General features: G+C 42.8%; 13 protein-coding genes. 7 read left to right on the top strand and 6 right to left on the bottom strand.

What is annotated here, in order from left to right; all coding sequences use genetic code 11:
• Nucleotides 1–16 precede the first annotated feature (16 nt).
• Nucleotides 17–1,342, bottom strand: coding sequence for an amino-acid N-acetyltransferase (gene argA / locus C9J12_RS21800; protein WP_107244623.1), 1,326 nt, complete (start codon nt 1,340–1,342; stop codon nt 17–19).
• Between the two features lie 244 nt (nt 1,343–1,586).
• Between argA and C9J12_RS21795 the strand changes: the two genes are divergently transcribed.
• The 3 genes from C9J12_RS21795 to tcdA all read left to right on the top strand — a co-directional run bounded on the left by C9J12_RS21795 (nt 1,587) and on the right by tcdA (nt 4,198).
• On the top strand, nt 1,587–1,904 hold the full coding sequence (locus tag C9J12_RS21795) for a DUF2850 domain-containing protein (RefSeq protein WP_227876428.1): 318 nt from the start codon (nt 1,587–1,589) through the stop codon (nt 1,902–1,904).
• Between the two features lie 245 nt (nt 1,905–2,149).
• Nucleotides 2,150–3,253, top strand: a complete 1,104-nt coding sequence (mltA, locus tag C9J12_RS21790) for a murein transglycosylase A (protein WP_107244621.1) — start codon at nt 2,150–2,152, stop codon at nt 3,251–3,253.
• A 132-nt stretch (nt 3,254–3,385) separates the two neighbouring features.
• The gene (tcdA, locus tag C9J12_RS21785; protein ID WP_107244620.1) at nt 3,386–4,198 is read left to right on the top strand and encodes a tRNA cyclic N6-threonylcarbamoyladenosine(37) synthase TcdA; all 813 of its coding nucleotides are present in this window, start codon (nt 3,386–3,388) and stop codon (nt 4,196–4,198) included.
• 135 nt (nt 4,199–4,333) lie between these two features.
• Here tcdA and csdE read toward each other — a convergent pair whose 3' ends face one another.
• Nucleotides 4,334–4,768, bottom strand: a complete 435-nt coding sequence (gene csdE / locus C9J12_RS21780; RefSeq protein ID WP_107244619.1) for a cysteine desulfurase sulfur acceptor subunit CsdE — start codon at nt 4,766–4,768, stop codon at nt 4,334–4,336.
• 14 nt (nt 4,769–4,782) lie between these two features.
• Nucleotides 4,783–6,003 carry a cysteine desulfurase CsdA gene (csdA, locus tag C9J12_RS21775; RefSeq protein WP_107244618.1) on the bottom strand — a complete coding sequence of 407 codons (1,221 nt, stop codon included), beginning with the start codon at nt 6,001–6,003 and terminating at the stop codon, nt 4,783–4,785.
• Between the two features lie 438 nt (nt 6,004–6,441).
• Here csdA and C9J12_RS21770 point away from each other — a divergent pair, with 438 nt between their 5' ends.
• From C9J12_RS21770 to rlmM, 4 genes are read left to right on the top strand one after another with little or no spacing between them, the layout of a single operon-like run.
• On the top strand, nt 6,442–7,350 hold the full coding sequence (locus C9J12_RS21770; RefSeq protein WP_107244617.1) for a transcriptional regulator GcvA: 909 nt from the start codon (nt 6,442–6,444) through the stop codon (nt 7,348–7,350).
• Nucleotides 7,343–8,053 carry an alpha/beta family hydrolase gene (locus C9J12_RS21765; RefSeq protein WP_193944695.1) on the top strand — a complete coding sequence of 237 codons (711 nt, stop codon included), beginning with the start codon at nt 7,343–7,345 and terminating at the stop codon, nt 8,051–8,053. The genes C9J12_RS21770 and C9J12_RS21765 overlap by 8 nt, the downstream gene beginning before the upstream one ends.
• The gene (locus C9J12_RS21760) at nt 8,043–8,417 is read left to right on the top strand and encodes a DUF423 domain-containing protein (RefSeq protein ID WP_107244616.1); all 375 of its coding nucleotides are present in this window, start codon (nt 8,043–8,045) and stop codon (nt 8,415–8,417) included. The genes C9J12_RS21765 and C9J12_RS21760 overlap by 11 nt, the downstream gene beginning before the upstream one ends.
• A 9-nt stretch (nt 8,418–8,426) precedes the next feature.
• Nucleotides 8,427–9,509: a 23S rRNA (cytidine(2498)-2'-O)-methyltransferase RlmM gene (rlmM, locus tag C9J12_RS21755; protein WP_011219587.1), complete on the top strand. Its 1,083-nt coding sequence runs from the start codon at nt 8,427–8,429 to the stop codon at nt 9,507–9,509.
• A 125-nt stretch (nt 9,510–9,634) separates the two neighbouring features.
• On the opposite strand, the gene xni is transcribed toward rlmM, so the two are convergent.
• The 3 genes from xni to C9J12_RS21740 all read right to left on the bottom strand — a co-directional run bounded on the left by xni (nt 9,635) and on the right by C9J12_RS21740 (nt 13,726).
• Nucleotides 9,635–10,411 carry a flap endonuclease Xni gene (gene xni, locus C9J12_RS21750; RefSeq protein WP_107244615.1) on the bottom strand — a complete coding sequence of 259 codons (777 nt, stop codon included), beginning with the start codon at nt 10,409–10,411 and terminating at the stop codon, nt 9,635–9,637.
• Nucleotides 10,412–10,496: 85 nt separating this feature from the next.
• On the bottom strand, nt 10,497–11,870 hold the full coding sequence (ppnN, locus tag C9J12_RS21745; protein WP_107244614.1) for a nucleotide 5'-monophosphate nucleosidase PpnN: 1,374 nt from the start codon (nt 11,868–11,870) through the stop codon (nt 10,497–10,499).
• A 296-nt stretch (nt 11,871–12,166) separates the two neighbouring features.
• The gene (locus C9J12_RS21740) at nt 12,167–13,726 is read right to left on the bottom strand and encodes a sensor domain-containing diguanylate cyclase (RefSeq protein ID WP_107244613.1); all 1,560 of its coding nucleotides are present in this window, start codon (nt 13,724–13,726) and stop codon (nt 12,167–12,169) included.
• Between the last annotated feature and the right edge of the window lie 79 nt (nt 13,727–13,805).

Here is a 13,805-nt window from a genome sequence, read left to right as displayed (position 1 = left end):
TATTGCAGGCGTTTGTCTAGACAGCCAACACTAAAATCTTGGATCGACGTTGGAAGTTATATAACGCTTTTTTAGCCATCGGTAATTGTTCTACATCGGACTCGATAAAGCCTTGCTCTAGGAACCAATGTACGCTGCGAGTGGTTAAGACAAAAATGTGTTTTAGGCGCTGTTCTTTGGCTTGCTGACGAAGGCGATTAAGCAGTATGACACCACGATCCCCGTCTCTAAAATCAGGGTGAACAGCAACACATGCCATCTCGGCAATTTTTTCATCAGGAAATGGATACAGTGCAGCGCAAGCAATAATCAGCCCATCGCGTTCAATAATGGTGAACTGTTCGATTTCTTGTTCGAGTTGTTCACGAGAGCGACGTACTAAAATGCCTTCTTGTTCGAGAGGGTAGATAAGGTCGAGAATACCACCAATGTCATCAATGCCTGCACCACGCACTTTTTCAGCACTTGCCATTACGATTTGGGTACCAATACCATCAAGCGAGAAGAGCTCTTGGATTAAAGCCCCGTCTTCTTTATAACTAATCAGATGGCTTCGTGGTACGCCAGCACGACATGCACTAACGGCCCCTCGTAAGAAACGAGCAGTACCACAATCATCTTCTTGTGCTTCGATTAAACGTTGTAGAGCCGTTTCTGCTTCGTTGGGCAACATCTCTGATGCCACTTCACCATCAAGGTCAATAACACCTTGTTCCGAGCAAAAACCAATTAACTTATCGGCCTTTAATCTTATGGCTAGCTGAGTTGCGACTTCTTCTGAGGTAAGGTTAAAGCATTCGCCGGTGACTGAGCTGGCCACTGGGCCGAGCAATACAATTGAATGTTGATTGAGTTGGCGCTGAATACCATCGATATCAATACGGCGAATACGGCCAGTATGGTAATAATCGATACCGTCATCAATACCAAGTGGCTGGGCGATAATGAAATTGCCACTTATGACATTTATCTGCGCCCCTGCCATTGGTGTGTTGTTGAGCCCCATCGAAAATCGTGCCGTAATATCGAGCTGTAATTGCCCCGCCGCTTGTTTTACTAGCTCTAGCGCGCGTGCGTCGGTAACCCGAATACCTTTATGGTAAGGCGTTGTGTAGCCCTGTGAGGTTAATAAGTGTGATATTTGCGGGCGAGCGCCATATACCACAACAATCTGTAACCCAAGGCTGTTTAACAGCGCGATATCGTTAACAATATTTGCAAAGTTAGGATCAGCAATGGCTTCGCCGCCTAACATAATGACAACCGTTTTACCTGAGTGTGCATTCACGTAGGGGGCTGATTGCCTAAAGCCTTTTACGAGGGCAGTACTACGAAGTTTCAATGTATTACATCCATGTAAGGAAATGCTTATTCACTCAAAGTAAATGAATTGGCGGAATTGTACAGTCAGTATTGTAATATTTTTTTTGATTCAAGATCCCATTCTTCAATAAGCGAAAGGTTTTAGCGCAATATTCCTTTTTGAATTAGGTATATTACGACATGTATTTCGTTGTGTATGACAGGTAATGAATAGTACAAATATCAAAAGATTCCAAAGTACATTTCTCGTTTCAATTATTGTTATGACACTAATTTCAGCGATCATGATGGCAACTGGAATGGTCAAAGTTGATTGGTTTGCCCCTAAACCCCTCGTGAATATTTATGGTATATGGACAGAGCAAGAGGTCGCACATTATGCTGCTGATAGCTTTGAACTACGTGCATCGGGTGTTTTTGTGAATGGACGACAAATTAGCACTCACTATCAATGGGATGGTAATACACTCAGTTATCGTCTTGGCGATGAAGTGTATCTGTATAACTATTTATCTAACCGTTTAGTACGCCAACAACCCGCTCATTATATTTCAACTTTTGCCCGCACCCAAAAAGGGTAATCCGACAGTGACATCCTACTTGATTTAGTCATCGTTATGTCTTCTTCATTTACAATCACTTGCTAGGTTGCGAATCCATTGGTTTTCAATCGCATTAAAAACAAAACCATGACACATTGAAACGGTTTACCGCTAAAATAATTATTCACATATTTATGAAGTAAGTATTTGCTTACATTCGTAATGTACCGTGCTACCGCGGTATAATAATTATGCTCATCATTTTATTAATATAGGTCTTTACCGTGTTTCGTAATATAACAATTGCAATGGTCATCATTGGTTTAGCTGGGTGCTCGCAGTTGCCTACAAATCGTGGACAACAATATTTAGACGGTGACTTTGAACAAGTCTTGAATGAAGTACCAGCGGTAGAGTCTGAACAACCTCAAGATTACAGTGCTTTTTCAGAGCAGATGGAAAGGGTTATTGAGCGTTCACCGTCAATGGCTAAAAAGTATGAATCGCTTTATCGACAGATAGAAAATTGGGCTGAACAAAACGGTAACCCTCGCCAGTTGGGGAATTATGGTATCCAAGTGGCTCAAATGGGGGGCGGAGATAGTAAAGGAAATGTAATGTTTACGGGTTATTACTCACCCGTGATTGAGCTGCGCCACCAACCTGATGAGACATACCGTTATCCTGTTTATGGCATGCCAACGTGTGAAGAACGTTGCCCTAGCCGTGAAGAGATTTACCAAGGTGCATTAGACGGCCAAGGATTAGAGCTCGGTTACAGTGCATCGATGCTTGATGTCTTTATGATGGAAGTACAAGGCAGCGGTTTTGTGCATTTCGACGATGATGGTGAATTACAGTACTTCGCATACAAAGGTAAAAATGGTCATCGTTATGTCAGTATTGGACGAGTGTTGATTGATCGTGGCGAAGTACCCCGTGAAAAAATGTCACTGAAAGCGATTGAAGAATGGGTTAATGCGAATGACGAAGCGACGGTTCGTGAGTTGTTAGAGCAAAACCCATCGTATGTTTTCTTCCAGCCTAAAGAATCTTTAGATGTGATGGGAACGGCGGGTATTCCATTACTGGCGCATGCTTCCGTGGCCGCAGATCGAGAATACTTACCAATGGGCAGTGTTATCTTAGCTGAAGTCCCTCAATTAGATGAGGCGGGTAACTGGAACGGTCAGCATGTCTTGAAGTTGCTAATGGCGCTTGATACAGGCGGCGCAGTGAAGAAGAATCACCTTGATTTATACCATGGCATGGGAAAACAGGCAGGAACGGATGCTGGTCACTACAAACATTTTGGTCGGGTGTGGAAGCTTGGGCTTCAAGGCAGTGCCACTGAAGATCCGTGGTTAATGCCAGCCGCTGAAAAGTAAGCCTGAGTCGAGTGCTTTAAGCTATATCACCTTCACCTACAATTTGTGGGATACTGGACAATCTCTACCAGAGCGCGTATAAAACGCGCTCATTCTTTATCTGAACGATCCTTAGCTATCAGTGAATAATTTATGCGCGAATTAGAAACCCCAGCCTCAGAGAGTTATAACCAACGTTTTGGTGGCACACGCCGTCTATATGGCAACAGCGAAGTTGAAATATTACGTGCTGCGCATGTGTGTGTGATAGGCATTGGTGGTGTAGGTTCTTGGGCTGCAGAAGCGCTTGCTCGTTCAGGTGTGGGTGAATTAACGTTAATTGATATGGATGACATCTGTGTTACCAATATCAATCGTCAGATCCATGCGATGACAGGTACCATTGGTCAGAGCAAGATTGAAGTCATGGCAGCACGTATTAAATTGATTAACCCTGAGTGTAAGGTCAATTTGATCGATGATTTTATTACTCCCGAGAATATCGCAGAGTATATTGATGCACGTTATGACTACATTCTTGATGCGATTGATAGCATGAAGCCTAAAGCTGCGCTGCTGGCATATTGTAAGAGCAATAAGCTAAAAGTGATCACTACAGGTGGTGCGGGTGGCCAGACTGATCCAACTCAGATTCAAATTACAGATTTAACGAAAACAATCCAAGATCCGCTGGCAAAGAAACTGCGTGATACGTTACGCCGCTTTCATAACTTCAGTAAAAACCCGAAACGTAAATTTGGTATTGATTGTGTGTTTTCTACCGAGCAATTAAAGTACCCACAAGCAGATGGTTCGGTATGCAATGTCAAAGCATCGGCTGAAGGGCCTAAAAAAATGGATTGTGCGAGTGGTTTTGGTGCCGCAACGATGGTGACGGCAACATTCGGCTTTGTCGCTGTTTCTCGTATTATTCAAAAAATAGTTGAAAAGCATTTACAGAAATAATGTTATCTCGGCGAGTCGATAGCCGCTGATTTATGTATATTATTTTTTCGATAAATTGTTTTTGCGATAAAAAGGAGAGCCGAAGCTCTCCTTTTTAGAATTCAAACAAACGATCGTTTATTCAAAAAGATGACACTAGTTAGCAAGCGCTTTAATTTGTTCCACAATGGCTTTTAAACCATTGCCACGTGATGGGCTAAGGTGGGCAATCAAACCAAGTTGTTCAAAATAGGTATCAATATCAAATGCTCGAATTTCTTCCGCATTTTTACCTTCGTAAGCAGCAAGCACTAACGTAATCAGACCGCGTACAATGCGCGCATCTGAATCTGCCATAAAATGAAACTGACCATCTTGCGTCTCATGCGCTAACCACACTAGGCTTTCGCAGCCACTCACTTTCAATTCTTCGTGCTTAAATGTTTCAGGTAATACGGGCAGTTTTTTCCCTAATTGAATCACTGTGCGGTATCTATCTTCCCAGCCATTCGCAGCTTGCATCTGCTCAACGATATCGTTCGCGGTAATTTCTGTTCCGAATGGATGTTGAGGCAGTGTCGCGTCAGTCATGATTTTCTCTCTTTTTACAGCAAACTACAGGCTTTATGGAGCGCAGCAATAAAGCGCTCGACGTCTTGTTCTGTGTTGTATAGGGCCAATGATACGCGCAACGTTCCCGTTAATCCTAATGCATCAAGCATCGGATGAGCACAATGATGCCCAGCTCGTAATGCTATGCCTTGTTGGTCGAGTAGGGTAGCAATATCTTGGTGGTGTACGCCATCAACTACAAATGAAAATAAACTCGCATGCTCTTGCAGGCCGATGATACGTAAATCATCAATTTCGCGAATACCCTCAATGGCTTTTTGACGAAGCTGTGCAATGTGCTTTTCGGCACCATGACGATCTAAGCTTTCTAACCATTCAATGGCTGTCGCTAATGCAAGGCTACCGGCGACATTAGGGGTGCCAGCTTCAAATTTACCAGGCAAGGCTGAAAATGTAGTACCAGAGAATGATACTTTCTCAACCATCTTGCCACCACCGTGCCAAGGAGGCATCGCCTCGAGCAGTGCTTTCTTGCCATAAAGTACACCTATACCCGCAGGTGCATAGAGTTTATGCCCAGAAAAAACATAAAAGTCGGCATCCAGCGTTTGAACATCTACCGCCTCATGAACAATACCTTGAGCACCATCAACAACAACAACCGCATTGTAATAATGGGCAGCAGTCGTTATTGCTTCGATAGGGTTACGCGTGCCTGTCACATTGGTGATATGGGCAATTGCGACAATTTTGGTTTTATTGGTTAATAGCTGGTGGAATGCATCCATGTCTAGCGTGCAATCGGGAAGCATGGGTATTTTAACCACGTTTGCGCCCGTTTGCTCGGCGACGATTTGCCAAGGCACTATGTTCGCGTGGTGTTCTAGTTCACTGACTAAAATTTCATCACCCGGTTGTAACGTTTGGCGAGCATATGTCTGGGCGATAAGATTTAACGCTTCTGTCGCGCCACGGGTCCAAATGATCTCACAACTATGTTGAGCATGAATAAATTGTTGAACGGTTTGGCGAGCTTGTTCAAATTTTGCAGTCGCGGATGCTGTTAGGCTATGACTGCCACGGTGAACGTTAGCATTGTGACCACTGTAATACTGCTGGATCGTTTCAATAACCACGAGTGGTTTTTGTGCCGTTGCTGCACTATCGAGATAGACAAGCGGCTGGCCATTACAGTTTTGTTGTAAGGCTGGAAACTGTTGATAAACTTGATTGATATCGAATTGAGCAGTCATGGTGAGTCACATTGCGTAAATTTAAGGGAGCGATCATGCTAATTATTTACGGCAAGGGCAAGTAGATATCCCTATTCCTTAAATAATTTCTCTATTCTTTGAGTAATTATACTTACAGGGCGTGTGTTTTGCCGATAAGAAAGGTACAGATAAAAAAAAGCACTGCGTTGGGGCGCAGTGCTAAGAATCAAACTTTGACAGACAGGTCAAACAAAAAAGAAGTAAATGGTAGATTCACTACCTGTCCGACACAACTCGGACAATATGCAAACACAACATCGCAACATTGACTTAACCGATAATGCCAGAGGGCAGAATATCAGACGCTTAAGCCTACGTTGCGACATGAATCATAGGGTTTATGTAGCTCTTGAACAATGGACAATTTATAATACTCACCATTAAAAAAACTAATGCATCAGCCAGCATCGGAAAACTATGTCTAGACGATTACCACCGCTTAACTCATTGAAGGTTTTTGAAGCAGCCGCACGGCACTTAAGTTTTACGCGAGCAGCGGAAGAATTATTTGTCACACAAGCTGCTGTAAGCCACCAAATTAAAGCGCTTGAAGAATTTCTTGGGCTTAAATTATTCCGTCGTCGCAACCGTTCATTGTTGCTGACAGAAGAGGGGCAAAGTTACTTTCTCGATATAAAAGATGTTTTTTCAGCGATATCTGAAGCTACAGATAAAGTGCTAGAAAGGGGGGCGAAAGGTGCGTTAACCATTAGTTTACCTCCTAGTTTTGCGATTCAATGGTTGGTGCCTCGTTTAGCTGATTTTAATGAGCAACATCCTGAGATTGATGTGCGTATTAAGGCGGTTGATTTAGATGAGGGATCGTTAACGGATGATGTCGATGTCGCGATTTATTATGGTCGTGGTAATTGGACAGGACTGCGTGCCGACAAGCTGTATCAAGAATATTTATTACCAGTTTGCTCACCGATGTTACTCGCTGGCATTAAACCGTTACGCACCTTAAGTGATTTAAAATTACATACTCTCTTACACGATACGTCGCGGAAAGAATGGAAAAACTATGTTCGTCACTATGAGCTGAGTGACATCAATGTAAATCAAGGCCCGATCTTTAGCCACTCCACCATGGTATTACAGGCGGCTGTACATGGGCAGGGAATTGCATTAGGCAATAATGTGCTTGCTCAGCCTGAATTAGATGCTGGTCGCTTAGTGTGTCCGTTTGATGAAATATTAATGAGTAAAAATGCGTTTTATTTAGTTTGTCAGGAGCGACAAGCTGAAACTGGCCGTATTCAAGCCTTCCGTGATTGGGTGTTGGCAAAAGCGGCAAGAGAACAGGAAGATATTACGGATGCTTAATTCTGATGTAGAAGCTAACGAGAAGCCTGCATTGCCTACCTACCTTGTGGATGGCCCTAAATGTGATGAAGAGGCAATAGCGACGTTTCTGTTTGCCCATGGCGCAGGGGCCGGCATGGATCATGAGTTTATGACGGCAATTGCTCAAGGTATTGCCGCGCATAGCATTCGGGTAATTCGTTTTAACTTTCCTTACATGATTAAACGTCAGGAAGACGGTAAAAAACGCCCACCTGATCGTCAACCTAAGCTGTTACTCGATCTGCAGCATCACATTGATCAATTCGCTGATGGTAAATTAGTGATTGGTGGTAAATCGATGGGCGGGCGTATGGCGAGCTTGATTGTGAGTGATGTTGCTAATGAATCGCCAGATGTCGAAAATTGTGCGGCGAAAGTACAGGGTGTTGCGTGTTTAGGTTTTCCTTTTCACCCGCCGGGAAAACCAGAAAATTTTCGAGGGGAGCATTTAAAGGTTGCCACTTTACCAACATTAATTCTGCAAGGTGAGCGTGATACGTTTGGTACGCGCCCAGAAGTTGAAGGTTGGCAGTATGCTGATTCGGTTTCGGTGAAATTTTTACCTGATGGCGATCATAGTTTAAAACCGAGAAAAAAATCAGGTTATACCGAGCAAGAAAACCGAGAAAAGACGGTGAAATATTTGGTTGGTTTTATTAAGGAGAGCGTGAGTGCACTCTAGAAACATCTTACTTTTCGCAGCCTTAAGTGGTGTGGTGATGGTAGCTCTTGGTGCATTTGCCGCGCACGGATTGAAATCGCAATTGCCGCCATATTTACTCGACGTGTTTAATACCGGCGTGCAATATCAAGCTTGGCATACACTTGCTTTGCTCGGATGTGGATTATGGGCACGCATTATGCCGACAAAAGCGGTATTATACGCAGCCCTGTTTTTTGCAGCAGGAATTTTACTCTTTAGTGGCAGCTTATATGCGCTGGCATTAACAGGGATAAAATGGTTTGGCCCCATCACTCCGCTGGGGGGCATTTGTTTTATTATTGGTTGGGTAGCGCTTGCAATGGCTGCCTGGCGCTCAGCTTGAGGATTCAAAGTGAATCACGTTATATTGTATTGTCGTCCAGGCTTTGAAAAAGAATGTGCCGGTGAAGTTCAAGATAAAGCGAACAAACTGGAGTTATTTGGTTTTCCTCGGACGAAAAACAATACCGGTTATGTGGTATTTGAATTTCATCAGCAGGGTGATGCCGATAAATTCATTAAATTACAGCCTTTTTCTTCATTAATTTTTGCACGTCAAATGTTCGCAGCAACGAAACTGCTAACAGACTTACCGCAAGAAGATCGTATTTCACCGATCCTTGAAGCTGTAAAAGGTTTCCCACGTTGTGGTGAACTACGTATTGAAACGCCAGACACAAATGAAGCGAAAGAGTTATTAAAATTCTGTCGTAAGTTTACCGTGCCTCTTCGCCAAGCAATGCGTAAGAAAGATGTGTTGTACGCACAAGATAGTACGTGGAAGCCAGTGCTTCACGTCTGTTTTATCGCACCGGGTTGTTGTTTCGTGGGTTATTCTTACACAAATAATAATTCGCAGTTCTTCATGGGTATCCCTCGTTTGAAATTCCCATCAGATGCGCCAAGCCGTTCAACCCTAAAACTGGAAGAAGCTTTCCATGTATTTATTCCTCGCGATGAGTGGGATGAACGTTTAGCACCTGGTATGTGGGGCGTTGATCTGGGTGCTTGCCCAGGCGGTTGGACGTATCAGTTAGTAAAACGTTCTATGTTTGTGCATGCGATTGATAATGGTCAAATGGCGCAAAGCCTAATGGATACAGGCCAAGTTAAATATCACGCTGTAGATGGTTTTAAGTTTGAACCTGCGCGTAAAAACGTAACATGGATCGTATGTGACATGATCGAAAAGCCTGCACGTGTTGCTCACTTAATGGGTGAGTGGCTGGTTAAAGCATGGGCAAAAGAAGCTATCTTCAACCTTAAACTGCCAATGAAAGGTCGTTATGATGAAGTACTTCAAGATATTGAAAACCTAAAGCAATACTTCATTAAAAATGGAATGAAGTTCGAGCTACAGGCTAAACATCTTTACCATGACCGTGAAGAAATAACTGTACATGTACGTTGCTTAGATAATCGTTCTCCGCACTAATCACAGGGCGTTATCCTCGATAATGCGCCGTAAAATGTAGCCGTGAACACATAAAAAACGCCATCGAATTGATGGCGTTTTTTTGTATGTGGATAACGATGCTTACCCGTATTATTTGCTAGGTGCTAGGTGCTAGGTGCTAGGTAGCGAATGTCTTGTAAGTTAAAGCCGAGCGCTAGGTCGGTTTTTAATGACGCGACTTTCTTACTCGCTTCTGCCGATTCTCGGTGCTCGGTTATTTTCTTTTGCCATTTAGTGGGTAAATCTTCAGCCTGTAAAATGGTATCAAGATCTGGATATAACGATAAAAGTTCCAGCGCAGCTTTAGGCCCAATGCCAGGTATGCCCGGTATTTTACTCGAGCTTATCCCTGCCAACCCCCAGTAATCTGGCAATTGTTCAGGTTTCACGCCGTATTCTTTTTCAACGAAGGGGCTGTCTAACCAACGCTGCTGGAAATAATCACGCACTCTTAGGGTTGGGCTAAGTAGCTGACAATACCCTTTGTCGGTTGAGATGATAGTAACCTGTTGGTGACGAGAGGCGACTTTAAGCGCAAGCGTTGCGACTAAATCGTCGGCTTCATCACCATCAGACAATAAAGAGTCGATGCCGAGATCCATAAAAGCATCTTGAATTATTTCCATGCCAGCCTGAAGTTCTGGCGGCATAGGTTTACGACCTTCTTTATAGTGCGGTAATAATTTTGCTCGCCATCCTCGGTCATCACCATGATGATCAAAAACAGCCACAATATGAGACGGTTCGCTGAACTTAATGATCTTGCTTAATGCCTGACAGCAAACACGAGCGGTATTTTTTACGTCTGGTTCACCAGGTTGAGCGGCATGAACACGACGAATAAGATTTAAGGCATCAATAACAACAAGATGGATAGTCATAGCAACAGTTCTATTGGAATAAAAAAAGGGCCTTTCAGCCCTTATTGTACGCATAGCCATGTGAAGGTGTCACCCTTACATATGATTATTTGACGTTTTCTTGTGCCGTCATGATTTCATAGCAGGGTTCGTACTGGGTGCCGGGCAATTTCATTCGCTGCTGTTCGACGAAATTTTGTAGGAGTTTATCCATACGCTTCATCAACGTTAGATCACCATTTATTTTAAAACGCCCGTTGCGTTCTATTTCACGAATGCCTTCTTCTTTTACATTACCTGCGACAATACCAGAGAATGCTCGGCGCAAGTTAGCAGCAAGGTTTTCTGGGCGTTGATTCAGGTGTAAATCTAAGCTGGTCATTGATTCATGCGTAGGTTCGAAAGGAAGTTGAAATTCTGGTGGGATCTTCAACGACCAATTAAAGCTGTATGAATCACCAGTGGCTAACCGATGCTCTTTAATTAAAGGCATTGCTGACTTCATTACTTGAGCGACTTTTTTGGGGTCATCAATGATAATTTGATAGTACTGAGTGGCTGGTTCGCCAAGGGTATCTTTTATAAAGGAATCAAGAGTACGGAAATACGGTTCACTTTCTTTAGGCCCCGTTAAGACTAACGGTAAAGGCTGTGCCGCATTATCCGGGTGCATCAAAATACCTAAAATGTACAGTAACTCTTCAGCAGTACCCGCTCCACCTGGGAAAATGATAATACCGTGACCCACGCGAATAAACCCTTCTAGACGTTTTTCGATATCAGGGAAAATAACTAATTCATTCACAATAGGGTTAGGTGGCTCAGCAGCAATAATGGATGGTTCTGTGAGACCAAGGAAGCGACTTTGGTTGTAACGTTGTTTGGCATGGCCGATAGCTGCGCCTTTCATTGGCCCTTCCATGGCACCCGGGCCGCACCCTGTACATATATTTAACTCTCGTAACCCCAGCTCATGACCTACTTCGCGCGTATATTGATACTCTATAGGGTTAATTGAGTGCCCTCCCCAACATACAACGATGTTTGGATCTTCACCTGAGCGGAGAGTTTGAGCATTACGCAGAATACTGAAAACAAAGTTAGTAATATGGGTGGCGCTGGTTAAGTTAAGGTCGTTACGTTGCTGTACATGCATGTTTACGTACACAATATCACGCAGTACTGAAAACATATGTTCTTGAATACCACGGATGATACGACCATCAACAAAGGCATGTTCTGGTGGATTGATCAGTTCTAATTTTATGCCCCGTTCACGGCGCATTACATGCACATCGAAACTTTTATTTTTTTCTAATAATTCTTTGGAATTATCAGTGTGGCTACCTGAATTTAAAACCGCTAAAGAACAGTTTCGATATAAACGGTATAAGTCGCTTGATGCGGTCGCTTTAAGGCGATCAACTTCCAATTGTGAAAGTAGCTCCATAGAACCGACTGGACTGATATGTGTAATCATAGTGACCTCCCTGGTTACGATGAAACGGTATAGTTCGCAAGCATTGTGGTATTTATTGATTGTATCCAAACATAAATACGTTGGCGGACATATCCGTAATTGAAAAACTTGAGGAGTTATTCGTATTGATTAGATTAACTATTTATCCGTATATTTAACAGTAGCAGACTCTTTAAAATCAGCTTGTTATTTCACCATACACAGTGAAATATCGTTTTACCAGATATGAATAAGGAAGTTGAGGCTGCCGTCTATAATGAATTGATAGTAATAATGATAGAGAAAGCTGAAGAGTCTTAATAAATCCAGATAAAACGGTTACGTCCACTATTCTTGGCATTATCGAGGGCTTTACCGGTGCGTTCGGTAATATCGGCAGGGGTATCGTTACCTTCGAATAATGTGGCGCCAATAGAAATCGTTATACTGACATTTTGTTCTTTAAATCTAAACGGTAATTGCGCGATGGTTTCTCGGATTTTATTTAAATTTTTAGTGCGATTATCTTCATTAATATCAGGCATGATAATCATGAATTCATCACTTTTATAACGAGCAATAAAATCGGTTTCTTCAAGGCATTGGTGAATGGTTCTGGCTATGATTTTTAATGCCTTATCACCCGCGACATGGCCATAACTATCATTAATTTCTTTAAAATTATCGATATCAATTAATGCGACACACAGTGGGTGTTGATAACGCAACCAGCGACGATATTCATGTTCAAGGCGATCATTCAATGCAGCACAGTTATATACCTTCGTTAAATGATCGAGGAACATCTTACGTTCTTGATCATTTAAGCGCTGACGGTAGTCTTGAGTTTGTTCAAAGAGTGTCGTGATTTTATTTTCGTTGTAACTTAGCTGTTCAATAAGGGCCTTTTCGCGCTTTTCGAGTGCGCGATTACGATCTGTTAGTACCTGCAGCTCTTTGGTTAACTCGGTGATTTGTGGGCGCCATGTTTCGAGATTTTTGTGCTCGTTTAGCCCTTTTTTTACCGTGGTAACGATAGTTGATAATTCATTATTTAGTCCACCACGGTGTTCATATAGTGCCGATGATTGGCCTACATATTGATTCGTCGTTTTTTGTAGTGTGGCTAAATCACCATTGACCCCATCAAGAAACTTTTGTGAAGACCGACGCTCCTGATGTGTAGAATCTAACACTAAACGAATCACTTCGAGTGCCAACTCCAGTAAAGCTTGCGGAGGAACACCAATCAAAAGACGGTTACGTATTGTCAGAAGCTTATCGCCTGATTCACCGTCAAAGTCGAGTTCAGAGATAAGGTGTTGCAGCTCATTGGTTAATTGATGCTGTATGTCATGATCTAACATATCTTTAAGCTCCACATTTTCAGTGGATACAGAAAGCAACTTTAGCGATCTTTCATAGAGTTCAACCAATGCAATAATACGTTGATGGCTGTGGGTTAGTGAGCTCGATGTGTTGTTCAGTAAATTACGCAGATCACGTTTAAGTTGTGCAGGTAAACCGCGAACACGTTTGAGTGTTTCGCCGCTTTGATGGATTTGATTTTCTATTCGTAGGTTTTCTTTTTCGGTGATGCCTGCTTGTCGAGTCACCAGCCTTTCTATGATTGCAAGGCGGGGAATAAGCTTGCTGATATCTTTGGGTTGCTCAAGCTCACAGCGTAGCTCTGTAAGCTTAGTATCTAGCTCTTCATCTAACCCTCGGCATGCAACAGATAGGCGAGTAATTAGACGTTTTAATATTACAATTTCTCGCCGAGACTTCAGTGAAGCATCGCGGTAAGAGAGTTGAGCTTGATCTAAACGTTGTTTCAATTTACTCACTTCAGAAACAACAGCGCTAATATCACTCACGCTGTATATTGCTTACCTAAGCTCATATGATTAACCCTTTTTTTATCATAGGTTTACTAAAGACACATTCCAGTCATAT

The organism is Photobacterium frigidiphilum (assembly GCF_003025615.1).
Classification (GTDB): domain Bacteria; phylum Pseudomonadota; class Gammaproteobacteria; order Enterobacterales; family Vibrionaceae; genus Photobacterium; species Photobacterium frigidiphilum.
Note: the sequence above shows the minus strand (reverse complement) of the source record. Positions and strands in the feature narration are given on the sequence as shown.

Excerpts from the sequence above, each read along its gene's own strand:
- tcdA (WP_107244620.1), top strand. The coding sequence starts at position 3,386 with ATGCGCGAATTAGAAACCCCAGCCTCAGAGAGTTATAACCAACGTTTT.
- C9J12_RS21795 (WP_227876428.1), top strand. The coding sequence starts at position 1,587 with ATGACACTAATTTCAGCGATCATGATGGCAACTGGAATGGTCAAAGTT.
- csdE (WP_107244619.1), bottom strand. The coding sequence starts at position 4,768 with ATGACTGACGCGACACTGCCTCAACATCCATTCGGAACAGAAATTACC.
- C9J12_RS21770 (WP_107244617.1), top strand. The coding sequence starts at position 6,442 with ATGTCTAGACGATTACCACCGCTTAACTCATTGAAGGTTTTTGAAGCA.
- csdA (WP_107244618.1), bottom strand. The coding sequence starts at position 6,003 with ATGACTGCTCAATTCGATATCAATCAAGTTTATCAACAGTTTCCAGCC.
- xni (WP_107244615.1), bottom strand. The coding sequence starts at position 10,411 with ATGACTATCCATCTTGTTGTTATTGATGCCTTAAATCTTATTCGTCGT.
- ppnN (WP_107244614.1), bottom strand. The coding sequence starts at position 11,870 with ATGATTACACATATCAGTCCAGTCGGTTCTATGGAGCTACTTTCACAA.
- C9J12_RS21765 (WP_193944695.1), top strand. The coding sequence starts at position 7,343 with ATGCTTAATTCTGATGTAGAAGCTAACGAGAAGCCTGCATTGCCTACC.